Below are 20,988 nucleotides of genomic sequence, written 5' to 3'. Positions count from 1 at the left end.
TGCCGGGGCGGGTCATGCGTCATGGGTTGGCGCGTTGCCCGCCCCCACGGTGGGCGCCGCCGTCAGCGAGCGGCGCGGCTCCGCTCCCCGGCAGCCGTTCCGGGATCACGAGCGACCCGGACCGGACGCCACACCCTGACCCCCACGGCGTACAGCAGTACGCCCAGCACGAGCCCCGCGCCCGCTCCGAAGCACAGCGTCGGAATCAGTTCCCAGGGCTTCGCGGTGGACCCCCAGTAGTCCCACCAACGCGTCGCCCGCTGCGCCGCGGCGACCACCGCACAGCCACCGATCACGGCACCGGCCGACCAGCGGTCCCGTCCCGAGAGCGCGGCGACCCCCGTCACCGGGGCCGTGCCGGGCGCCCGCCGCAGCGCTCGCACCACGAACACGGCGATGACGACGGCGGCGACCGCCGAGCCGCCGTACTGCAGATACCAGTACCAGGGGAAGCCTCCCGCCTCCCGCCCCAGGACGGGGAACAGTCGCATCCCCCACCGGTCGAGATGCGTGAACGCGTCCCACACCACATGGGTCAGCGCGCCGAGGGCGGCGGACACGTACCACCGCAGCACCACGGACGGCGCCACCCGTGCGCGTGGCGCCCCGCAGCGCAGGAGTTCCGCCACCCGGCCCTGCCGTGCCCGTGGCAGCAGCGCCACCAGTGGTTCACGCACCAGCAGCCACAGCCCGACCAACGCCCAGGCGAGCAGCACGTCGATGGTGAAGACGCCCGGAAACGAGTGGGTCACCTCGCCGAACTCCATGGCCCCGGACACCGCACTCGCCGCGTAGTAGGTCAAGTCGGGCGCGAAGGAACCCGCCACCAGCACGGCCGGCACCAGTGACCCACGGCCGCTCCCGTCACCGCGCACGGCGGGCAGTACGGCCGCCGCGTGGCTCAAAGTGAACGGCAACGGGGCTCCTCACAGCAGGTGTTGGCAGGTCCGGAAAGGCCTGGTGGTCAGCGAGGCCCAGTATGCGGGACATGGCGAGCAGGCAACGAGGCGCCACCGCACGTGGCCAACTGGTGAAAATCGGGCACGAACCGGTGTTCGCGCAAAGGAAGTTGTCGTAGGGTCGCCTGGGTCGCCGTGCGGGCGCACGGCCGAACACGCGAACAAAGCACGCAAAAGCGGAATGAGGGCAACCCGCACCGCGGGTCGATCGTCACACAGGTCGAGACCGGCAGACGAAGAAGGACGCTCGGGCGTTCACGGGAGGGGTTCACTCTATGGCGGCGCAATTCGGCAGGAGGCTGTACAAGGGTGCGGCAACCACGGCCGTGGCCGCGGCCGCGGTCGCGGCCCTGTCCGCCTCTCAGGCCCCGGGGGTGACGGCCGACGATCAGGGCAGACCGGCCGCCACCGGCGCCGAGACCGCCCCCGACGCGACCGCCGACGACGGCGCGACCGGCAACTCCCCGTACTACACGGACCTGCCGCCGCTCAACAGCCCGAACCCCTCGCCGAGCGCCGGGCCGCCCGCCGCCCAGGGCGGCACCACCGCCGGCGTTCCCGCGACCGTCCTCGACGCCTACAAGAAGGCCGCCGCCGAACTGCGGGGGTCCAAGCCCGGCTGCAACCTGCCCTGGGAACTCCTCGCGGCCATCGGCCAGGTCGAGTCGGGCCAGGCCCGCGGCGGCAAGGTCAGCGCGACCGGCACCACGCTCTCCCCGATCCTCGGCCCGCAGCTCGACGGCAACGGTTTCGCGCTGATCAAGGACACCGACAACGGTGCCTTCGACGGCAACAGCACGTACGACCAGGCCATCGGTCCCATGCAGTTCATCCCGTCCACCTGGGCGTGGGCGGGCCGCGACGGCAACGACGACGGCAAGAAGGACCCCAACAACGTCTACGACGCGGCCCTCGCGGCCGGCCACTACCTGTGCCGCTTCGACTGGGACCTGTCCACCGACGCCGACCGTGACAGCGCGATCCTCAGCTACAACAACTCGCAGGACTACCTGAACACGGTCCTGTCGTGGCTGGAGTACTACCGCAAGGGCACCCACGAGATCCCCGACGGCACCGGCACCGTGCCCGGCAACCGCAGCGACGGCAACACCGGTTCGAGCCCCGGGTGGACCCCGCCGTCCTCGGCCGGGGCGACCAACCCCGGCAGCCGGCCGGGCCGCGGCACCCAGAGCCCCACCCCGCCCGCGACGACCCCACCGGCGACGACTCCGCCCGCGACCACGCCGCCGAGCACGCCCCCCTCCACCCCGCCGAGCACGCCGCCCACCACCCCGCAGACCCCCACCGAGTCGGTCGGTCGCCTGGAGGACGCGGGCACCGGCAAGCTCACCGCGACCGCCGGTGACACGTTCACCCAGAAGATCCGCACCCGTGCCGAGACCAAGCTCGGCGTAGCCGTGGCCAAGGTCCGCGTCCGCTTCACCATCGTCGGCGACACCGACACCACCTTCACCGGCGGCGAGAGCGTCGCCACGGTCGTCACCAACACCACCGGCGTGGCCGTGGCGCCCGCGCTGAAGGCGGGCGAGAAGACGGGTGACTTCACTGTCCGTGCCACCGTCGTCGGCCGCTCGATCAGCGCACCCGACTACAAGGCCACGGTCACCGAGCGCACCGCCGACGCCCTCACCCGCACCAGCGACACCGCGCTGACCTGCATCCCGGGCGGCGAGTTCGCCGACCAGGTCGAGGTGAAGGCCACCGACCAGGGCGAGATCGCCGACCAGGTCGCGGTCACCGCCACCCTGGTCAAGTCGGCACTCGACCCGACCGTGAACGATAAGGGTCCCTACTTCAAGGACGCGGACGGCAAGACGGTACGCACCCTCACCGGCCTGAAGACGGACGCGAAGGGCCTGCTGAAACTGCCGAAGCTGTACGCCGACGACACCGCCGGCTCGTACATGCTCCGCATCACCACCGCGGGCGGCGCCTCCCTCAACGTCCCGCTGACCGTCGCGGCGCCCGAGACGTCGTCGCCGAGCCCGTCCCCGTCCGCAAGCAGTTCGGACAGCGGTTCGGCCGACAGTTCGGCCAGTCCGAGCGCATAGCACCTACGACCGGCACGGCGGCGCCCCTCTTCGGACGGGCGCCGCCGTTGTGTGTGCGCGGTGTTCTCATCTCACCCGCCCGTTGCTACGGTGCCGGACCTGACGATGCATCAGTTCCAGCTCGCCCGGAGGCAGGCATGCGCGCACTGATCGCCGCCGCGACCGGCCTCGCCGTCGCGCTCGCCCTGGTCCTGACCATCACGGCCATGGGCTCCCCGACCGGGAGCACATCCCCGAAACCCATGCTGACGACGGTGCCCGCACACCCGTAACGATCCGGGAGGGAGACCGAGATGCGCCGCAAGACCAGTCTCGTCCTGCTCGCCCTCGCCGTGTTCTTCGCGGCGCTGTCCCCGCTGCTGCGCTGGTACGCCTTCCCGCGCCTGGCCAAGATCCCGGCGAACCAGTACCAGGAGATGGTGCTGGAGGCGAAGAACGCGACCCTGCTCGACTACGGCGACCAGATGAAGGAGAAGAAGGTCTCCAAGGTCACCATCGTGCAGACGCTCAAGGGCAACGTGGAGGCCTCCGAACGGATCGAGAAGACGGCGGGCAGGGACGTCGTGGTCTGGGACGGTCTGTCCTACGTCCAGGGGCCCGACGGCAAGATGGTGTCCAGGATCCCCGAGCGGTACATCTTCGACGCCCACAGCCAGGAACCCGTCCACGCCACCGGCGAGATGGTCGACGGCGACCCGGTCAAACGCGAGGGCATCGAGTTCAAGTGGCCCTTCCTGACGGAGAAGAGGGACTACGAGTACTTCGACGCGCAGGCCCGGGTGACGTCCCCCATCCACTACCGGGGCACCCGGAACTTCCGGGGCGTCGAGGTCTACTACTTCGAACAGACCATCCCCTGGACCAAGGTCGCGTTCCCCAAGGCCATGCCCGTCGCGGGCATCACCCCCGAGACGGTCGCCAAGACCGGCACCACCCGCTGGTACACCACCGTCCGCAAGTTCTGGGTCGAACCGCTGACCGGTGCCCCCGTCTACGGCGAGGAGATCCACAAGGAGGAACTGCGTGGCGGCACCCTGCTGGGCGGCCGGGAGAAGGTGACGGCGTTCGCCGGGCACGTGAAGATGCGCGAGGACTACATCGAGCACACCGTCGACCTGGTCAAGTCCAACCGCACCCTCGTCCTGCTGCTCACCTCGTACCTGCCCTGGGGCTTCCTGCTGCTGGGCTTCCTGCTGCTGTCCCTGTCGTTGTATCTGGAGGCCCGCGGCCGGCGCCCCGGCGACGCGGCCCCGGCCGAGACGACCGAACCGGAACCGGTCACCGCCTGAGCCGCGCGTTGGTGTGCCGCGTCGGCTCGGCGACGGCCGGGTCCTCCGGCCACGGATGCTTCGGATACCGGCCGCGCAACTCCGCCCGTACGCCGTGGTAACCGTCCTTCCAGAACGACGCCAGGTCGGCGGTGACGGCGGCCGGCCGCCCGGCGGGTGACAGCAGGTGCACCAGCAACGGCACCCCCGCGACCCGCGGCGACTCCTGCAACCCGAACATCTCCTGCAACTTCACCGCAAGCACCGGCTGCGCGGGATCCCGGTAGTCGATCCGGATCCTGGACCCGCTCGGCACGGCGATCCGCTCGGGTGCGAGCTCGTCCAGCCGGGCGGCGTCCCCGGACGCCCAGGGCAGCAGCCGCGCGAGCCCCGCACCGGCGTCGATCCGCGCGAGGTCGGCGCGCCGCCGCGCCCGGCCCAACTCGGGCTCCAGCCACTCGTCCACCCGCGCCCGCAGCGCCTCGTCGGACACGTCGGGCCACGGCTCCCCGAGGCGCGACCGCAGGAAGGTGAGCCGCTGCCGCAGGCCGACGGCGTCGTCCGACCACCGCAACAGGCCGAGCCCTTCGAGCCGCAGCCCCTCGACAAGCGCGTCGCGTACGAGCCCGGCGTCAGGGTCGCGCATCGGACGCACGGTCAGCTCGACGGCCCCCAGCCGCTCCACCCGCCGCGCGACGACATCCCCGTCCGCCCAGCGCACCTCGTCCCGCGCATCCGCCAGTGAGCCCGCCGCGAGCCGGGCCACACCCTCGTCCACGGCGGCCCCGAGCCGCACGCGCGCGTGCCCCTTGCCGACGGGCCGATCGGCGACCGCGACGGCGATCCAGGGGGCGCCGCGCAGAGCGGTGCCCTCGCCGACCTCGGCGCGGGTGCCGGAGACCATGAGGTAGGAGGCACCGTCAGCCTTGGCGACCCGCTCCGGGAACGCCAGCGCGGCGACGAACCCGACGAGACCGTCCTCCCCGGCGTTCACCGCAGGACCCGCCGGAGGGGAGACCCGGGCGGGCTCCGTGGCGGCCTGCTCGGCGAGGGCACGAAGTCGCCGGACCTCCGCTCGCCACCGCCCCCCGTAGGCGTCGCCTCCACGCCGCGCGGCCCGCACCGCGGCCGCCAGGTCGTCCCCGTACTCCCGGGGCGGCTCCTCACTCAGCAACGCCACCACCTCGGACGCCCGCTCCACCCCCACCACCGCGGCCGAGTCCAGCAACGCGCGCCCCAGTCGGGGGTGCAGCCCCAGCCGCGCGAGCCGCAGGCCCCGCTCGGTGGCCCGCCCGGCGGAGTCGACCGCCCCGATCGCCGTCAACACGTCCCGCGCCGCCGTCATCGCCCCACCCGGCGGCGGATCCAGCAGCGCCAGCCCGGACGCGTCCGGGTCCCCCCAGCACGCCGCCTGCAGGGCGAACGCCGTCAGATCGGCCACCTTGATCTCCGGCGAGGGGAAGCGCGGCAACCGCACGTCCTCCGCCTCGGCCCAGCACCGGTACACCGCCCCCGGCGCCTCACGCCCGGCCCGCCCGGCCCGCTGCCGTCCCGCCGCCTGCGACGCCCGTACCGTCGTCAGCGCGCTCAACCCGCGCGCGTGATCCACCCGCGGCTCCCGCGCCAACCCCGCGTCGACGACCACCCGTACCCCGGGAACCGTCAGCGAGGACTCCGCGACCGACGTCGCGAGGACCACCCGACGCCGCCCAGCGGGAGCCAGCACCGCGTCCTGCACGGCCGCCGGCGCCCGCCCGTGCACCTGGAGCACGTCCACCGCACCGAGACCGCCCAACTGCCCGGCGACCCGAGCGATCTCACCCACCCCGGGAAGGAAACACAGCACGTCCCCCTCCCGCTCGGCCAGCGCCCGCCGCACCACCGACGCCACATGCGTCAGCAACACCGGATCGACCCGCATGCCGTGCGGCGGCCGCACCGGCCGCACCGGCGGAGCCCACACCACCTCCACCGGGTACGAGACACCAGCCGCCTCGACCACCGGCGCCCCGCCCAGCAGCCGCGCCCAGCCGTCCGCGTCGGTCGTCGCGGACGCGGCCACCAGCCGCAACTCCGGCCGCAGTGTCTCGCGCACGTCCCACAGGAACGCCGCCGCCGTGTCCGCGTCCAGATGCCGCTCGTGGCACTCGTCCAGCACCACCACGTCGACCCCGGCCAACTCCGGGTCCCGCTGCACCCGTTGCAGCAGCACACCCGTCGTGACGACCTCCACGCGCGTGTGGCGCCCGACCACCCGCTCCCCGCGCACGGTGAACCCGACGCTCCCGCCGACCTTCTCGCCCAGCAGCCACGCCATCCGCCGCGCCGCCGCCCGCGCCGCGATCCGCCGCGGCTCGGCCACGAGCACCCGCCGCGCGGACCCCTCGCCCAGCAGGCCCGCCAGGGCAAGCGGCACCAGCGTCGTCTTGCCGGTACCGGGCGGCGCGACGAGCACAGCGGTGCCGTGCCCCTCCAGCGCGTCGTTCAGACCGGGCAGGGCCCCGCGTACGGGAAGGGCGTCCAGAGCGTCGTAACGGATCACGCCCTAAGTGTCGTACGCCCGCGCACAGCCTCCCCGCGGGTGCGCGTCAGTCCCGCTCGCACACGAAGATCGCCGTGCCGGGGATCAGGTTCCCGCGCAGCGGTGACCAGCCGCCCCACTCGGACGTGTTCCAGGCCGGCCACTCCGGCTCGACCAGGTCGACAAGGCGGAAGCCCCCGGCCACCACGTCCCGGACCCGGTCGCCGATCGTGCGATGGTGCTCGACGTACACCGCGTTCCCCTCCTCGTCCTGCTCGACGTAGGGGGTGCGGTCGAAGTACGAGGAGGCGACCGACAGCCCCTCGGGGCCCGGCTCGTCCGGGAACGCCCAGCGGATCGGGTGGGTCACCGAGAAGACGAAGCGGCCGCCGGGACGCAGCACCCGGCGCACCTCCTTCAGGACCAGCACCGGATCGGCGACGAACGGCAGCGCCCCGTACGCCGAGCACGCCAGATCGAAGGAACCGTCCGCGAAGGGCAGCGCACCCGCGTCGGCACACACCAACGGAAAGGAGCCGCCGATGCGCAGCGCGTGCTGGAGCTGGCGGTGCGAGAGGTCCAGGGCGACCGGACGGGCCTCCTGGGCGGCCAGCCAGCGCGAGCACTGGGCGGCGCCGGCGCCGATCTCCAGTACGTCCTTGCCCTTCAGCTCCTCCGGCGGGCCCAGCAGCTCCGCCTCCACCTCGTCCAGACCCTCGGGGCACCACACGAAGCGGTCGTCGCCCAGGAACGTGCCGTGGTCGACCTGGTACTCGTCCGCGTTGCGGTCCCACCAGCCCCGGTTGGCCCGGGAACTCTCCGTGACACCGGCCGTGCGCCGGGTGGCTTCCGGCTCGGACGTTTCGGGCTCTTGGATGATCGGCTCCCTCGTATTAATGTGCGGGCTCGTCCGCCCCCGCCGTCGCGGTGACGCCACGAATGGGACGTCATCGGGCCCGCGTGGCCTCGTGAGACAGGTTTTGTGCCGGGTATGCGGCGATCCGCCCCTGGTGTGCGCCTTCGCGCATTGACCCTGTCCGGCTGCCCCCGTATGCTACAAGTTGCGCTGCGAGCTTGCGCTCCTCAGACCTAGCAGGCTGCGCTCGCATCTGTTGTATGTCCCCTCGGTTGTCGAGGCGCCGCCAGAGTTCCTGGTGTGGCGCTTCCTTGGCTGTCCGGCTTCTTCAGAGCGAAACGGGCTCCCGGCGTAAGCAGTACCTACGACTTCAATGTCCGTACCGGAGCCCTTTCCCACATGACGAGCAGCACCGAGACCACCGCAACGACCCCGCAGGTTGCGGTCAACGACATCGGTAACGAGGAAGCCTTCCTCGCCGCGATCGACGAGACGATCAAGTACTTCAACGACGGCGACATCGTCGACGGCGTCATCGTGAAGGTCGACCGGGACGAGGTCCTGCTCGACATCGGTTACAAGACCGAAGGTGTTATCCCGAGCCGCGAGCTCTCGATCAAGCACGACGTCGACCCGAACGAGGTCGTCGCCGTCGGTGACGAGATCGAGGCCCTTGTTCTCCAGAAGGAGGACAAGGAAGGCCGCCTGATCCTCTCGAAGAAGCGCGCCCAGTACGAGCGCGCCTGGGGCACCATCGAGAAGATCAAGGAAGAGGACGGCATCGTCACCGGTACCGTCATCGAGGTCGTCAAGGGTGGTCTCATCCTCGACATCGGCCTCCGTGGCTTCCTCCCGGCCTCCCTGGTCGAGATGCGCCGCGTCCGCGACCTCCAGCCCTACGTGGGCAAGGAGCTCGAGGCGAAGATCATCGAGCTGGACAAGAACCGCAACAACGTGGTCCTGTCCCGCCGTGCCTGGCTGGAGCAGACCCAGTCCGAGGTCCGCCAGACGTTCCTCACGACCCTCCAGAAGGGTCAGGTCCGCTCCGGTGTGGTCTCCTCGATCGTCAACTTCGGTGCCTTCGTGGACCTGGGTGGCGTCGACGGTCTGGTCCACGTCTCCGAGCTGTCCTGGAAGCACATCGACCACCCCTCCGAGGTTGTCGAGGTCGGCCAGGAAGTCACCGTCGAGGTCCTCGACGTCGACATGGACCGCGAGCGCGTCTCCCTGTCGCTGAAGGCGACCCAGGAAGACCCGTGGCAGCAGTTCGCCCGCACCCACCAGATCGGCCAGGTCGTGCCCGGCAAGGTCACGAAGCTGGTTCCGTTCGGTGCGTTCGTCCGCGTGGACGAGGGCATCGAGGGTCTGGTGCACATCTCCGAGCTGGCCGAGCGCCACGTGGAGATCCCGGAGCAGGTCGTCCAGGTCAACGACGAGATCTTCGTCAAGGTCATCGACATCGACCTCGAGCGCCGTCGCATCAGCCTCTCGCTGAAGCAGGCCAACGAGTCCTTCGGTTCCGACCCGGCCTCGGTCGAGTTCGACCCGACGCTGTACGGCATGGCCGCGTCGTACGACGACCAGGGCAACTACATCTACCCCGAGGGCTTCGACCCCGAGACCAACGACTGGCTCGAGGGCTTCGAGGCGCAGCGTGAGGTGTGGGAGAACCAGTACGCCGAGGCGCAGACCCGCTTCGAGCAGCACCAGCAGCAGGTCATCAAGTCCCGTGAGGCGGACGAGAAGGCCGCTGCCGAGGGTGGCGGCGAAGCCGCGGCTCCGGCGGCGTCCGGCTCCGGCGGCGGCGGCGGTTCGTACTCCTCCGAGGGTGCCGACACGTCCGGCGCGCTGGCCTCGGACGAGGCGCTCGCCGCACTGCGCGAGAAGCTGGCCGGCGGCCAGAGCTGACGCTCTCCGCTGGGTTTGACCGGTGACTGAGGGGCCGCACCTTTCGAGGTGCGGCCCCTCAGCGTTGCCCGGGGCGGGCGGCTCCTCGACGTCGTTTCATATAAACCCGGCCCGGTGTGCCTGATCAGGGCCCCGGACGGGAATGCCCATGTCCTGCGCCGTGTTGTCGAGTACGAACACGAGGAGGAGCGGTCACAGTGCTTGATCCGCAGGGTTTGTACGCATGGGAGCCGAAGGGCCTCGCCGTCGTAGACATGGCGCTCGCCCAGGAGTCGGCCGGACTTGTCATGCTCTACCACTTCGACGGCTACATCGACGCGGGCGAGACCGGCGACCAGATCGTCGATCGGCTCCTCGACTCGCTGCCCCACCAGGTCGTCGCCCGATTCGACCACGACCGGCTCGTGGACTACCGCGCACGCCGCCCGCTGCTGACGTTCAAGCGCGACAGCTGGGCCGAGTACGAGGAGCCCACCATTGACGTGCGGCTCGTCCAGGACGCCACCGGCGCGCCCTTCCTGCTGCTGTCGGGGCCCGAGCCGGACGTGGAGTGGGAACGCTTCGCCGCGGCCGTCCAGCAGATCGTGGAGCGGCTCGGCGTCCGCCTGTCGGTGAACTTCCACGGCATCCCCATGGGCGTCCCGCACACCCGCCCGGTGGGCCTCACCCCGCACGGCAACCGCACCGAGCTCGTCCCCGGCCACCGCAGCCCCTTCGAGGAGGCGCAGGTGCCCGGCAGCGCCGAGGCCCTGGTCGAGTACCGCCTCATGGAGGCCGGCCACGACGTCCTGGGCGTCGCCGCGCACGTCCCGCACTACATCGCCCGCTCCCCGTACCCGGACGCGGCGCTGACCGTCCTGGAGGCCATCACGGCGGGGACCGGCCTGGTCCTCCCGGGCATCGCGCACGCCCTGCGCACGGACGCGCACCGCACGCAGACCGAGATCGACCGCCAGGTCCAGGAGGGCGACGAGGAACTGGTCGCCCTCGTCCAGGGCCTGGAGCACCAGTACGACGCCGCCGCCGGCGCCGAGTCCCGCGGCAACATGCTCGCCGAGCCCGTGGAGATCCCCTCGGCCGACGAGATCGGCCTCGAGTTCGAGAAGTTCCTGGCGGAACGGGAGGGTGACGGCTGAACCGGGCCGAGGCCCAAAGGGCGCGTTGTCGGTGCCAGGCCCTAAGCTACCGCTCATGCTGAAGGTGGGCCTGACCGGCGGCATCGGTGCCGGTAAGAGCGAGGTGTCACGGCTGCTCGTGGAGTGCGGTGCCGTGCTGGTCGACGCAGACCGCATCGCGCGCGAGGTCGTCGCGCCGGGAACGCCGGGCCTCGCGTCGGTCGTCGAGGCCTTCGGCACCGACGTGCTCGCCGCCGACGGAAGCCTGGACCGGCCTCGCCTCGGTTCGATCGTCTTCTCCGATCCGGAGAAGCTCGCCGTCCTGAACTCGATCGTCCACCCGTTGGTGGGCGCCCGCTCCCGCGAACTGGAGACCGCCGCCGCCGAGGACGCCGTCGTCGTCCACGACGTGCCGCTCCTCGCCGAGAACGGCCTCGCCCCGCTGTACGACGTCGTGGTCGTCGTCGACGCCGCCCCCGAGACCCAGCTCGACCGCCTCGTCCGGCTGCGTGGCATGACCGAGCAGGACGCGCGCGCCCGCATGGCAGCCCAGGCGACGCGCGAGAAGCGCCTGGAGATCGCGGACGTCGTCATCGACAACGACGTTCCCCTGGAAGACCTGCGGCGAAGGGTCCTGGACGTATGGACCGACCTCGTCCGCCGAGCCCACGCGGCACCGGGCCCGCAGAAATAGCGGCCCCCCGCCCGGGCGTTGAACCCTAGGAGTGAGGGAAGGACTCAGCCGTGCCCGACACCAGCGGATCGACCGGACGTACTCCGGAGACGCATGTCATCGACTTCCGTGCCGCCGAGCAGTTGCTCGCCGCGCGGGACCCACGGGGCGCGGTGAAGCTGCTCGACTCGGTGATCGCCGCGCACCCCGAGAACACCGCGGCCCGGCTGCTGCGCGCGCGTTCCTTCTTCGCCGCCGCGCAACTGAGACCCGCGGAGCTGGAGTTCACCATCGTCCTGGAGCGCGAGCCGGACAACGCGTTCGCGCACTTCGCGCTCGCCCGGACCTACGAGCGTCAGGGCCGGCCCGAAGAGGCCAGGCGTCACTTCCGGCTGGCCGCCGCGCTGGACCCGAAGCCGGAGTTCCTGAAGGCGGCCCGCTTCGAGGAGTGAGACGGTCGCCCCGCACGGCCCGGGCAGCGGGAACTCGTGGGCGGGTCTGTTCGTCGGCGAGGCGGCCTGGGGTCTTTCGTCTGGATCGGGCCGGACAGGGACCGCGAGCCGACGTGATCCGAACGAGAGACCCTAGCGGCGACGACTGTCCGGGGGCGGGTACGGCGGGATGTCAGGGCCCGGCTGGAAGTGCGGGCCCTGGTGCATGTGCCTGACGATCAGGGCCAGATCGACGGTGATCACCAACCACAGCACCCCGCAGGCGATCGCCCAGCCGGGGCGCCCGGCCAGTGCGAACGCGGCCGTACCGAGGACCGTCCAGACGACACCCCACAGGCTCAGCCAGAACCGCGCTCGCAGCGCACTGCGCGCGGTCGTCGGCTCACTGCCCGTACGCATCCAGATCACCGTTCCTCTCTGCAACGTACCCTTCGGAACGGACGTGCACCACCGCGTCCGAACCGTTCACCACAAGGTCCCGACAGGGGGTCGTCGCGTGCTTCCGGATGCCGATGAGCTGGCCGAGGTGCTGCTGGACCTGGCGGTACCGCACGAGGACATCAACGACCTGGTCCGGATGGGCCGCAGAGTCACCGATGACCCGGAGCTGCGACGGTTCCTGGAGGCGTCGGTCGAGGAACTCGTCCGGGACATGGGGGAGATCGGCGGCGCGGTCGACCTGCCGGAGCTCGACTGGGCCGAGGGCGCCCTGCGGCGGTGCTTCCCCGCGTACGTGTTCGTGGCCGCGCTGCCGCACACCCGCGCCCATCACCGTGAGCGGGGCATCCCCGACGAGGTCTCCCGGCGCACTCTCGCCGACCTCGGGCGGAACATGGCGGTGTACCGGAGGCGCCATGGCCGAGCCGGTGTGCAGGCCCCGTGGTGGCTCATCCACCACTTCCGGGGTGAGCTGTACCAGCTGGGCCGATTGCAGTTCGAACGGGCACGGCACGGGGCGCGTACGGCTGCGGGGCTCACGGCGGCCGGACTGGACGTCGCCCCGGGCACGCCCTGTCTGAACCTGCACGTTCCCGACTTCCTCGGTCCGCTGTCGCCGGCCGCCTGCGACCGCTCGCTGGCGCTGGCCGGCGAGTTCTTCGCGCGGCACTACCCCGGGGAGACGTACCGGGCCGCGCTCTGCCACTCCTGCCTGCTCGACCCGCAGTTGAAGAGCTACCTGCCCGACGACTCCAACGTCATCCGGTTCCAGGAGCGCTTCCGGGTCGCCCGCGCGGACAGGGAGCCGGCGGACACCGAACCGGTCCAGTTCGTGTTCGGCGACCCGGAACTGCCGGTCGAGAGCCTGCCCCGCCGGACGTCCGTGGAGCGGGCCGTCGGCGACCACCTGCGGGCCGGCGGGCACTGGTACATCGGGCACGGCTGGTTTCCCCTGCCAACCACCGTTCCTTGAGGGCGAGTTGGTTCCGCGACGCGCCGGCCGCCCCCGGATGCCACTCGGACGGGTGAATGTGTGCGAGTCGGGAACGGGCGTGCGCATACGGGCCGTTGGACGGGCATGGAGCTGAAAATGCGAGCGGGACACGAGGGGACCGGTCCTGGGGCGATCACCCCGGACGGCTGCGCGGTCGAGTTCTACGCACGACTTCCGGTGGGGCCCGAGCCGGACATCATCGCCGGTGCCGTGCCGGCGGGGGCGAGCATCCTGGAACTGGGCAGCGGGGTCGGGCGCATGACCCACCCCCTGCTGGAGCGTGGTTTCACGGTCACGGCGGTGGACGAGTCCGCCGAGATGCTGGAGCGCGTCCACGGGGCGCGCACCATACACAGCACCATCGAAGACCTCGACCTGGGCGAGACGTTCGACGTGGTGCTGCTCGCGTCGTTCCTCGTCCACACCGGAGACGTCCGGGTGCGGGAGGGGCTGCTGCGTACCTGCGTCCGGCATGTCGCACCAGGCGGCTGCGTGCTGATCCAACGCGAGGGCGAGGACTACCACACCAACGTGCCGCGCGAACGAATGGACCCCGGCGGCTTCACCGTACGGATCGCCTCATCGGAGCCCCTCGGCGACGGGGTCAACGTGGTCCGCGCGGAGTACGACTTTCCGGACGCGACCTGGACCCAGACGTTCCGGGCCCGTCCGATGACGAAGGAACAGTTCGAGGAGGCGCTCGCGGAGGCCGGGCTGGAGGTGGACAGATATCTGACGGACGACCGGATCTGGGTGCGCGCCGTACGGCGATGAGTCGGCGTTCACTGCTCCTCGGGGTTGCCTTGGCCGAACAGTCCCCGCAGGCGTTCCAGCTCGCGGCGGTCGCGTTTGGTGGGGCGGCCCGCGCCGCGGTCACGGACACCGGCCGGGGCGACGGCCGCACGGGGCGGGGGCGGCGGGCTGTTGTCGATGTAGCACTGGGCGGCCACCGGGGCGCCGACCCGCCTGCGGATCAACCGCTTGACGACCACGATCCGTTCCCGGCCCTCGCCGCGTAGCCGCACCTCGTCGCCGACGTGCACGGTGTAGGCGGGCTTCACCCGCTCGCCGTTCACCCGGACATGGCCGCCCCGGCAGGCGGTGGCACCCATGGAACGGGTCTTGACCAGCCGGACCGCCCAGATCCAGCTGTCGAGACGCACGGTCTCGCCGGTCTTCGGAGCGGCGGCCTCCGCGGCGGCCACCGCGGCGGCGATCTTGGTGTCCACGTCCTGCGGGCCCGCACCCGGGGTGGGGGTGGGCTCGGGGCTGGTTCCTTCGCCGCCGGTCGCCCGTGTGGCGTCGGCGTCGCTGGTCCTGCGGGTCGTGTCCGGGCCGGTCGTCCCGCTCGTCTTCTTGTCGTCCGCGTGCTCCACAGCCATGCTTGCGACCTTAGTACGCCGGGTCGGGCGGCACGGACGGGTTTTCCCGCCGGACCGGAACCGGACGGATCGGACCAGGCCGGGGAGGACCGGAGCGGGGCGGACCGGTGCGGACCGTACGGACGGGACCGGGCCAGGGCGGGGTGGCGGCGGGGCGGCGGGCAGGGCTCCGTACGGTGGAGACATGAACACCAGCGGCGGTTCCGGACCAGGCGGACCCGGCGGCCCCGAGGGGCCCGGGGGCGTCGGTGGGCTTCGCGGGCTGGACGAGCGGGTCGCGGGGTGTCGGGCCTGTTCTCGGCTGGTCGCCTGGCGGGAGGAGGTGGCCCGCGTCAAGCGCGCCGCCTTCGCCGACTGGACGTACTGGGGCCGCCCGGTACCGGGCTTCGGCCCGCCGGACGCCCGGCTGCTGATCGTCGGGCTGGCCCCGGCCGCGCACGGCGGCAACCGGACCGGCCGGATGTTCACCGGCGACCGTTCCGGGGACGTGCTGTACGAGGCGCTGTACGACGTGGGGCTCGCCTCGCAGCCCACCTCGGTCTCCGCCGACGACGGCCTGGAGCTGCACGGGGTGCGGGTCACCTCGCCGGTGCACTGCGCACCGCCCGCCAACAAGCCCACCCCGAAGGAGCGGGACACGTGCCGGCCCTGGCTCGTGCAGGAGCTGAACCTGCTCAGGCCGACCCTGCGAGCCGTGGTGGTGCTGGGCGCCTTCGGATGGCAGGCCGCGCTTCCGGCGTTCGCCGAGGCGGGCTGGCGGGTGCCCCGGCCGCGCCCCGTCTTCGGCCACGGCACGCACGTTCCGCTCGACGGCCTGGAGCTCTTCGGCTGCTTCCACGTCAGCCAGCGCAACACCTTCACCGGTCGGCTCACGCCCGCGATGCTGCGGGAGGTGCTGGAGACGGCGGCCGAGGCGGCCGGACTGCCCGGTTCGGCCTGAGGCAGGCCGAACCGGCGCGCCGTGAGGGGACCCCGCCTGCGGCGCTGAAAATGCGGCGACGGGGACGGGTACGAGGGTTAGGGTCCCCGGATGGCCCTCTACCCGGAGATCGAACCCTACGACCACGGCATGCTCGACGTCGGCGACGGCAACCGCGTCTACTGGGAGACCTGCGGGAACCCGCGCGGCAAGCCCGCGCTGGTGCTGCACGGCGGGCCGGGATCCGGCTGTACGCCCTACTTCCGGCGGCTGTTCGACCCCGCCGTGTACCGGATCGTGCTGCTCGACCAGCGCGGCTGCGGGCGTTCGACGCCGCACGCCGGCGTGTACGAGACAGACATGAGCGTCAACACGACCCCGCATCTCATCGCCGACCTGGAGCTGCTGCGGCGCCACCTCGGGATCGAGCGATGGCTGGTGTGGGGCGTGTCGTGGGGGTCGGTGCTGGGGCTGAGGTACGCGCAGACGCATCCCGAAGCCGTGTCCGAGCTGGTACTGACCGGAGTCGCCACCGGTTCCGACGCCGAAGTGACCCTGCTGACCAGGGGGCTCGGAAAGATCTTCCCGGAGGGCTTCGAGAGGTTCCTGGCCGGACTGCCGGACGGCGAGCGGTCCGGCAATCTCGCCGCCGCCTACAACCGGCTCATCGAGTCGCCCGACCCCGCGGTGCGGGAACGGGCCGCGCGGGCGTGGACCGACTGGGAGACGGCGATCGTCCCCGCACCGCCGCGTTCGGTCCCGCGGTACGAGGACCCGGTGTTCCGCCTGGCCTTCGCCCGGACGGTCACCCACTACTTCGGCAACGACCACTTTCTGGGCGAGGGCAACGACGAGGGCGTCGTCCTGCGTGACGCGCCGCTGCTCAAGGGGATCCCGGGCACCCTCGTCCAGGGCAGCCTCGATCTCGGCAACCTGCTCGGCATCGCCTGGCGGCTCCACCACGCCTGGCCGGGGAGTGAGCTGGTCCTCGTGGACGACGTCGGTCACAACGCGGGAGCGCCGAGCATGGCAGCGGCGCTGGTGCACGCGACGGACAAGTACGCGCTCCGCTAGGGCGTGTTGCGAAAGTCCCGCCTGCCTCGCGACGCCATGCACGCTCCCCCACTGCCCTAAGGGCGTGGGAGGTGCCCCCACTCGCCGCACCGGGCGAAAGCCCAAGTACATCCAGTACGAGGGCTTCCGCCCGGCACGCCGAGAGCACGCACCTGACGCCGCGAGGCCCGCCCTTCGGGCGAACGACGGGACTTTCGCAACACGCCCTAGCCGAGTTCGCTGGTGTCCTCGAACAACTGCCGGATCGTCGAGCGGTAATTGGTCCGCACGTGGGTGAGGGCGTGGGCGCGTGCCCGCTCCGGGTCGCCGGAGGCGATCGCCTCGTACAACTCGCGGTGTTCGACGAGAAGTTGGGGCCACTCCTCGTTACGTCGGGTCATCCAGCGCAGGCGGCCGGCCACCGGTTCCAGGGCCTCGATCAGCAGGGTGTTGCCCGCCATCGCCGTGATGCGGTCGTGCAGACGGCTGTTGATGTCGGTGATGGCCTCGGCGTCGCCCGCCTCGGTCGCGGCGGCGGCCACGTCCAGGAGTGCCTCGACCTCGACAAGGTCCTCGGGTGTGGCGCGGGTCGCGGCGAGTTGGGCCGCGTAGACCTCCAAGGCCTCGCGCAGTTCGAAGAGCTCCTTGACGTCGTTCGGGGTCAGTCGGCGGACGACGGTGCGACGCGGGGTCTCGAAGTGGACGAAGCCCTCGGCGACCAGGGCGCGGACCGCCTCCCGCACCGGGACGCGCGAGACGCCGAAGCGCTCGGCCAGCTCCCGCTCGACCAGTCGGTCGCCGGGGCGCAGACGGCCCGCGATGATCTCCTGGCGCAGAGTGGCCAGGACGCGTTCGCGCACCGCGCCGAGGGGCTCGATCTTCGTCATTGAGCTCATGGGCCCATCTTCGCCGACTCCGAGGGTCTTTTACCGAGCGTTAACAACAGCGACATCGGTCAGAACGGTTGACGCGGGGACCATGTCCGCAGTTTGGTATACCAAACGCGTCGCCGGCTCCACTCGCTCATGGAGGCCCCGTGTCCCTCGCCGAATCCGCCGAAGCCACCGGCACACCAGCGTTCGTCCCCGATCCCCGGCTCACCAACGAAGACCTCGCCCCCGCGGGCAAGCGCAACTGGAAGGTCTTCGACCTCTTCGCCATGTGGATGTCCGACGTCCACAACCTCGGCAACTACACCTTCGCCGCCGGCCTGCTCTTCCTGGGCATGAACGTGTGGCAGATCTTCACCTCCCTGCTCGTCGGCTTCGTGATCATCTACGCCGGGATGAACATGATGGGCCGCGTCGGGCAGCGCACCGGCGTCCCGTTCCCGGTGGTCAGCCGTATCGCCTTCGGTGTCTGGGGCGCCAACATCCCTGCTCTGATCAGGGCCGTCATCGCCATCATGTGGTACGGCATCCAGACCTACCTCGCCTCCGTCGCCGTCAACGTGATGCTGCTGGCGGCCTGGCCGGGCCTGGAGTCCTGGACGCACAACTCGTTCCTCGGGCTCGACGCCCTCGGCTGGGTGTCGTTCGTGGCGCTGTGGCTGGTCCAGGCGGCGATCATCAGCCGGGGCATGGAGTCGGTGCGCAAGTTCCAGGACTTCTGCGGCCCGGCGATCTGGGTCGTGATGATCGCGCTGGCCGTGTGGATCCTGGCCAAGGCGGGCTGGACCATCTCGCTCACCGGCACCCCGCATCCCGTCTCCGTCGGGGAACAGTGGCGGCAGTGGTTCGGCGCGGTCGGCCTGATCCTCGCCACCTACGGCACCCTGATGCTCAACTTCTGCGACTTCTCCCGCTTCGCCCCCGACTACCGCACGGTCCGGCGCGGCAACTTCTGGGGACTGCCCGTCAACTCGACGGCCTTCGTGATCGTGTCGGTCATCGTCACCGCCGGTGCCTACGAGGTGTTCGGCAAGGAGATCACCGACCCCGCCTACCTCGTCGCCGAGATCGGCAACACGTGGGTGCTGGTGGTGGGCGCGCTGACCTTCGCCGTCGCCACGATGGGCGTCAACATCGTCGCCAACTTCGTCTCCCCGGCGTACGACCTCGCCAATGTCTGGCCGCAGAAGATCACATTCAAGATCGGCGGCATGATCAGCACCGTCGTCGCACTGGTGGTGACCCCGTGGAACCTCTTCTCCAACCCCACGGTCGTCAACTACTTCCTCGGCGGCCTCGGCGCCTTCCTCGGCCCGCTGTTCGGCGTGATCATGGTCGACTACTACTGGGTGAAGCGAGGCCGCATCGACGTCGACGCTCTGTTCGACGGCCGTCCCGGATCGCGCTACTACTACGCCAAGGGCGTCAACCCCAAGGCGCTGTGGGCCTTCCTGCCCTCGGCGGCGGTCGCGGCGGTGTTCGCGCTGGTCAAGACGTTCAGCGACGTCGCGCCGTATTCCTGGTTCATCGGGACGGCGCTGGCCGCCGGACTGTACGTGGCGCTGTGCCGCGCCGACCGCGCGGCCGACTCCGTGGCCGCGTCCAAGAAGACCCTGGAGGTCTGAGAACGTGCGGATCGTCGTCACCAACTGCAACACCACGCAGGAGATGACCGAGGAAATCGTACGAGGTGCCCGGGCCGCGGCAGGCCCGGGCACCACCGTGACCGGGCTGACCCCGGCCTGGGGACCGGAGTCCGCGGAGGGCTGGCTCGACAGCTACCTGTCGGCCGCGGCGGTCATCGACCTGCTGCGCACCTACCAGGGCCCGCCGTACGACGCCGTGGTCATGGCCGGTTTCGGTGAGCACGGACGGGAGGGCGTGCGGGAACTCGTGGACGTACCGGTGGTCGACATCACCGAGGCCGCGGCCCATCTGGCCTGCCTGCTGGGACGTCGGTACGGGGTCGTCACCACGTTGGAACGGTCGTGCGGCCAGATCGAGGACAGCCTGGAACTGGCGGGCGTGGGACGCAACTGTGCCGCCGTCGTCGGCACCGGGCTGAGCGTCCTCGACCTCGGTGACGGAGCGGGGGGCGGGCGCGGGGAACGGGCGGGCACGGAGGCGGCGTTCCTCGCGGCGGCCGAGCAGGCGTGCCGGGCCGGGGCGGAGGTGCTGGTGCTGGGCTGCGCGGGGATGACCGGCCTGGAGCGGACGGTGGGGGAGAAGCTGGGGATTCCGGTGGTCGACGGGGTCGCGGCGGCGGTGAAGCTCGCGGAGTCCCTGGTCACGCTGGGCCTGACGACGAGCCGTGCGGGGAGCTACGCGAAGCCGCTGCCGAAGGGGCGGGCGTGGGGACCGCCGACGGCGGGGTGACGTCGGGGCGTTCCGTCACCCGCTCCGGTGCTCCCCGGACTCGCGCGCGGGCCCGCCGTCCGGGATCACGGCAGTCGCCGTGATCTCCACCAACTGTCCCGTGTATCCGAGGCAGGCCACGCCGAGCAGCGTCGACGAGTGCGGCCCGGTGCTGAGCGCGGACGCCTCGACCACGTCCCAGACGGCGGAGAGCGTCGCCGGCTCACCGCTCACGACGTACACCTCGGTCGACACGACATGTTCCACCTCGCTCCCGACGGCACGCAGTTGCTCGCGCAGGTTCGCGATCACCTGCTCTGCCTGCCGCACCGGGTCTCCCGCGCCGACCACATTCCCGTCGGCGTCCAGCGGTACCGACCCGGCGAGAAACGCGAGCCTCGTGCCGGCCTCCACGACGGAGACGTGGGAGTAGGTCGGCGGCGGGAAGAGGGTGGGGACGGTGACGCGCCGGATCACGTGGGCTCCTCGGACAGGTGATGGCCAACCCGTCGATCATCCGGACCCTCGACCGGCATCGCATCCGAATTTCCCGTCAGGGGCGGCGGGTCGGGCGTGACCTGACGGTGTGCCCCTACTCGTCGTCCCAGGCCATCGAGCTCATCCTCCAACCGGCAGGTGTCCGGACGAACTGGGTGGTCTTGCGGCCGGCGCCCTCGAACCACTCGCCGTCCAAAAAGCCCGACTTGCGGTATTCGCTGAACCGGTGCGCGATCGACCCGAAGATCTCGGTCCGCTCGGCGACTTCCCATTCGGAGAACTCCGTCAGCGTCCCATCGGTGAGGACTTTCTCCCGGGGCTCGACGAACCCGTCGAGGTCGTAGATCACAGGCTCACCCCCCACGTTCTTGATAATCATTCCTTGTGGAATGAACACCTCGTGGACGACCTCGACGTTCGGTCGACCGCCGCCGGTGTTGGTGAACGCGCCGAGGAAGGCGTGCATCAGCTGGTCGAGTTCGGCCTTGACGTCGGACACGGGTGCTCCTCCACATGGTGGGACGACTCGCGACTGATCGTCTCGTACCGCCGGCGTGCGCGAACAGGGTTTCGGTAGGGCCCCGGGCAGGAATTGCGTTCATAAAGAAACCGTCCCTGCAGCCAATCGTCACATC

At 71.0% G+C, this 20,988-nt stretch carries 21 protein-coding genes; 13 read left to right on the top strand and 8 right to left on the bottom strand.

From position 1 onward, the window contains the following. Nucleotides 1–62 precede the first annotated feature (62 nt). Nucleotides 63–917, bottom strand: a complete 855-nt coding sequence (locus ABZ027_RS11850; protein ID WP_356766980.1) for a DUF4184 family protein — start codon at nt 915–917, stop codon at nt 63–65. A gap of 317 nt (nt 918–1,234) precedes the next feature. Here ABZ027_RS11850 and ABZ027_RS11845 point away from each other — a divergent pair, with 317 nt between their 5' ends. The 3 genes from ABZ027_RS11845 to ABZ027_RS11835 all read left to right on the top strand — a co-directional run bounded on the left by ABZ027_RS11845 (nt 1,235) and on the right by ABZ027_RS11835 (nt 4,320). Further along, nucleotides 1,235–3,031 (top strand): lytic transglycosylase domain-containing protein, encoded by a 1,797-nt coding sequence (locus ABZ027_RS11845; RefSeq protein WP_356766978.1) that lies wholly within the window; start codon nt 1,235–1,237, stop codon nt 3,029–3,031. A gap of 137 nt (nt 3,032–3,168) precedes the next feature. Next, nucleotides 3,169–3,303 carry an SPW_0924 family protein gene (locus ABZ027_RS11840; RefSeq protein ID WP_356766977.1) on the top strand — a complete coding sequence of 45 codons (135 nt, stop codon included), beginning with the start codon at nt 3,169–3,171 and terminating at the stop codon, nt 3,301–3,303. 21 nt (nt 3,304–3,324) lie between these two features. After that, entirely contained in the window at nt 3,325–4,320 is a 996-nt protein-coding gene (locus ABZ027_RS11835; protein WP_356766975.1) for a DUF3068 domain-containing protein, read from the top strand. Here ABZ027_RS11835 and hrpB read toward each other — a convergent pair. Both hrpB and ABZ027_RS11825 read right to left on the bottom strand, forming a co-directional pair. Beyond that, complete coding sequence (hrpB, locus tag ABZ027_RS11830) at nt 4,310–6,841, bottom strand: ATP-dependent helicase HrpB (RefSeq protein WP_356766973.1); 2,532 nt, start codon at nt 6,839–6,841, stop codon at nt 4,310–4,312. The genes ABZ027_RS11835 and hrpB overlap by 11 nt on opposite strands. Before the next feature lie 46 nt (nt 6,842–6,887). Continuing rightward, nucleotides 6,888–7,757, bottom strand: a complete 870-nt coding sequence (locus ABZ027_RS11825) for a class I SAM-dependent methyltransferase (RefSeq protein WP_356766971.1) — start codon at nt 7,755–7,757, stop codon at nt 6,888–6,890. A gap of 318 nt (nt 7,758–8,075) precedes the next feature. On the opposite strand from ABZ027_RS11825, the gene rpsA reads away from it, so the two are divergent. The 4 genes from rpsA to ABZ027_RS11805 all read left to right on the top strand — a co-directional run bounded on the left by rpsA (nt 8,076) and on the right by ABZ027_RS11805 (nt 11,824). Beyond that, nucleotides 8,076–9,584 carry a 30S ribosomal protein S1 gene (gene rpsA / locus ABZ027_RS11820; protein ID WP_356766969.1) on the top strand — a complete coding sequence of 503 codons (1,509 nt, stop codon included), beginning with the start codon at nt 8,076–8,078 and terminating at the stop codon, nt 9,582–9,584. 197 nt (nt 9,585–9,781) lie between these two features. Beyond that, nucleotides 9,782–10,720 (top strand): PAC2 family protein, encoded by a 939-nt coding sequence (locus tag ABZ027_RS11815; protein ID WP_356766967.1) that lies wholly within the window; start codon nt 9,782–9,784, stop codon nt 10,718–10,720. A 55-nt stretch (nt 10,721–10,775) separates the two neighbouring features. Next, nucleotides 10,776–11,393: a dephospho-CoA kinase gene (gene coaE / locus ABZ027_RS11810; RefSeq protein WP_356766965.1), complete on the top strand. Its 618-nt coding sequence runs from the start codon at nt 10,776–10,778 to the stop codon at nt 11,391–11,393. A 50-nt stretch (nt 11,394–11,443) separates the two neighbouring features. Next, nucleotides 11,444–11,824 carry a tetratricopeptide repeat protein gene (locus ABZ027_RS11805; protein ID WP_356766963.1) on the top strand — a complete coding sequence of 127 codons (381 nt, stop codon included), beginning with the start codon at nt 11,444–11,446 and terminating at the stop codon, nt 11,822–11,824. Nucleotides 11,825–11,956: 132 nt separating this feature from the next. On the opposite strand, the gene ABZ027_RS11800 is transcribed toward ABZ027_RS11805, so the two are convergent. After that, nucleotides 11,957–12,223, bottom strand: coding sequence for a DUF6343 family protein (locus ABZ027_RS11800; RefSeq protein WP_356766961.1), 267 nt, complete (start codon nt 12,221–12,223; stop codon nt 11,957–11,959). Between the two features lie 97 nt (nt 12,224–12,320). Between ABZ027_RS11800 and ABZ027_RS11795 the strand changes: the two genes are divergently transcribed. Together ABZ027_RS11795 and ABZ027_RS11790 are read left to right on the top strand one after the other, a co-directional pair. Further along, complete coding sequence (locus tag ABZ027_RS11795; RefSeq protein WP_356766959.1) at nt 12,321–13,235, top strand: acyltransferase domain-containing protein; 915 nt, start codon at nt 12,321–12,323, stop codon at nt 13,233–13,235. Between the two features lie 117 nt (nt 13,236–13,352). Then, nucleotides 13,353–14,030, top strand: coding sequence for a class I SAM-dependent methyltransferase (locus tag ABZ027_RS11790; RefSeq protein ID WP_356766958.1), 678 nt, complete (start codon nt 13,353–13,355; stop codon nt 14,028–14,030). Between the two features lie 8 nt (nt 14,031–14,038). Here ABZ027_RS11790 and ABZ027_RS11785 read toward each other — a convergent pair whose 3' ends face one another. Then, nucleotides 14,039–14,638 (bottom strand): RNA-binding S4 domain-containing protein, encoded by a 600-nt coding sequence (locus ABZ027_RS11785; protein WP_356766956.1) that lies wholly within the window; start codon nt 14,636–14,638, stop codon nt 14,039–14,041. A gap of 184 nt (nt 14,639–14,822) precedes the next feature. Between ABZ027_RS11785 and ABZ027_RS11780 the strand changes: the two genes are divergently transcribed. Continuing rightward, nucleotides 14,823–15,578: a uracil-DNA glycosylase gene (locus ABZ027_RS11780; RefSeq protein WP_356766954.1), complete on the top strand. Its 756-nt coding sequence runs from the start codon at nt 14,823–14,825 to the stop codon at nt 15,576–15,578. A 90-nt stretch (nt 15,579–15,668) separates the two neighbouring features. Continuing rightward, nucleotides 15,669–16,631 (top strand): prolyl aminopeptidase, encoded by a 963-nt coding sequence (gene pip / locus ABZ027_RS11775; protein WP_356766952.1) that lies wholly within the window; start codon nt 15,669–15,671, stop codon nt 16,629–16,631. Between the two features lie 206 nt (nt 16,632–16,837). On the opposite strand, the gene ABZ027_RS11770 is transcribed toward pip, so the two are convergent. Continuing rightward, entirely contained in the window at nt 16,838–17,506 is a 669-nt protein-coding gene (locus ABZ027_RS11770) for a GntR family transcriptional regulator (RefSeq protein ID WP_356766950.1), read from the bottom strand. Nucleotides 17,507–17,646: 140 nt separating this feature from the next. On the opposite strand from ABZ027_RS11770, the gene ABZ027_RS11765 reads away from it, so the two are divergent. Further along, the gene (locus tag ABZ027_RS11765) at nt 17,647–19,125 is read left to right on the top strand and encodes an NCS1 family nucleobase:cation symporter-1 (RefSeq protein ID WP_356766948.1); all 1,479 of its coding nucleotides are present in this window, start codon (nt 17,647–17,649) and stop codon (nt 19,123–19,125) included. Between the two features lie 4 nt (nt 19,126–19,129). Continuing rightward, a complete protein-coding gene (locus ABZ027_RS11760) occupies nt 19,130–19,876 on the top strand; it encodes an aspartate/glutamate racemase family protein (RefSeq protein ID WP_356766946.1) in 747 nt (248 codons plus the stop codon). Nucleotides 19,877–19,891: 15 nt separating this feature from the next. Here the strand turns inward: ABZ027_RS11760 and ABZ027_RS11755 are convergent, their stop codons facing one another. Beyond that, the gene (locus ABZ027_RS11755) at nt 19,892–20,332 is read right to left on the bottom strand and encodes a RidA family protein (RefSeq protein ID WP_356766944.1); all 441 of its coding nucleotides are present in this window, start codon (nt 20,330–20,332) and stop codon (nt 19,892–19,894) included. Nucleotides 20,333–20,447: 115 nt separating this feature from the next. Further along, complete coding sequence (locus tag ABZ027_RS11750; protein WP_356767248.1) at nt 20,448–20,819, bottom strand: DUF4440 domain-containing protein; 372 nt, start codon at nt 20,817–20,819, stop codon at nt 20,448–20,450. Nucleotides 20,820–20,988 lie beyond the last annotated feature (169 nt).

Source organism: Streptomyces sp. NPDC006332 (genome assembly GCF_040612855.1).
Taxonomy (GTDB): Bacteria; Actinomycetota; Actinomycetes; order Streptomycetales; family Streptomycetaceae; genus Streptomyces.
The sequence above is the reverse complement of the archived record's forward strand: the minus strand, read 5'-3'. Positions and strand labels throughout refer to the sequence as shown.

Excerpts from the sequence above, each read along its gene's own strand:
- ABZ027_RS11780 (WP_356766954.1), top strand. The coding sequence starts at position 14,823 with ATGAACACCAGCGGCGGTTCCGGACCAGGCGGACCCGGCGGCCCCGAG.
- rpsA (WP_356766969.1), top strand. The coding sequence starts at position 8,076 with ATGACGAGCAGCACCGAGACCACCGCAACGACCCCGCAGGTTGCGGTC.
- ABZ027_RS11770 (WP_356766950.1), bottom strand. The coding sequence starts at position 17,506 with ATGAGCTCAATGACGAAGATCGAGCCCCTCGGCGCGGTGCGCGAACGC.
- ABZ027_RS11845 (WP_356766978.1), top strand. The coding sequence starts at position 1,235 with ATGGCGGCGCAATTCGGCAGGAGGCTGTACAAGGGTGCGGCAACCACG.
- ABZ027_RS11750 (WP_356767248.1), bottom strand. The coding sequence starts at position 20,819 with ATGCACGCCTTCCTCGGCGCGTTCACCAACACCGGCGGCGGTCGACCG.
- ABZ027_RS11785 (WP_356766956.1), bottom strand. The coding sequence starts at position 14,638 with ATGGCTGTGGAGCACGCGGACGACAAGAAGACGAGCGGGACGACCGGC.
- coaE (WP_356766965.1), top strand. The coding sequence starts at position 10,776 with ATGCTGAAGGTGGGCCTGACCGGCGGCATCGGTGCCGGTAAGAGCGAG.
- pip (WP_356766952.1), top strand. The coding sequence starts at position 15,669 with ATGGCCCTCTACCCGGAGATCGAACCCTACGACCACGGCATGCTCGAC.
- ABZ027_RS11790 (WP_356766958.1), top strand. The coding sequence starts at position 13,353 with ATGCGAGCGGGACACGAGGGGACCGGTCCTGGGGCGATCACCCCGGAC.
- ABZ027_RS11800 (WP_356766961.1), bottom strand. The coding sequence starts at position 12,223 with ATGCGTACGGGCAGTGAGCCGACGACCGCGCGCAGTGCGCTGCGAGCG.
- ABZ027_RS11840 (WP_356766977.1), top strand. The coding sequence starts at position 3,169 with ATGCGCGCACTGATCGCCGCCGCGACCGGCCTCGCCGTCGCGCTCGCC.
- ABZ027_RS11835 (WP_356766975.1), top strand. The coding sequence starts at position 3,325 with ATGCGCCGCAAGACCAGTCTCGTCCTGCTCGCCCTCGCCGTGTTCTTC.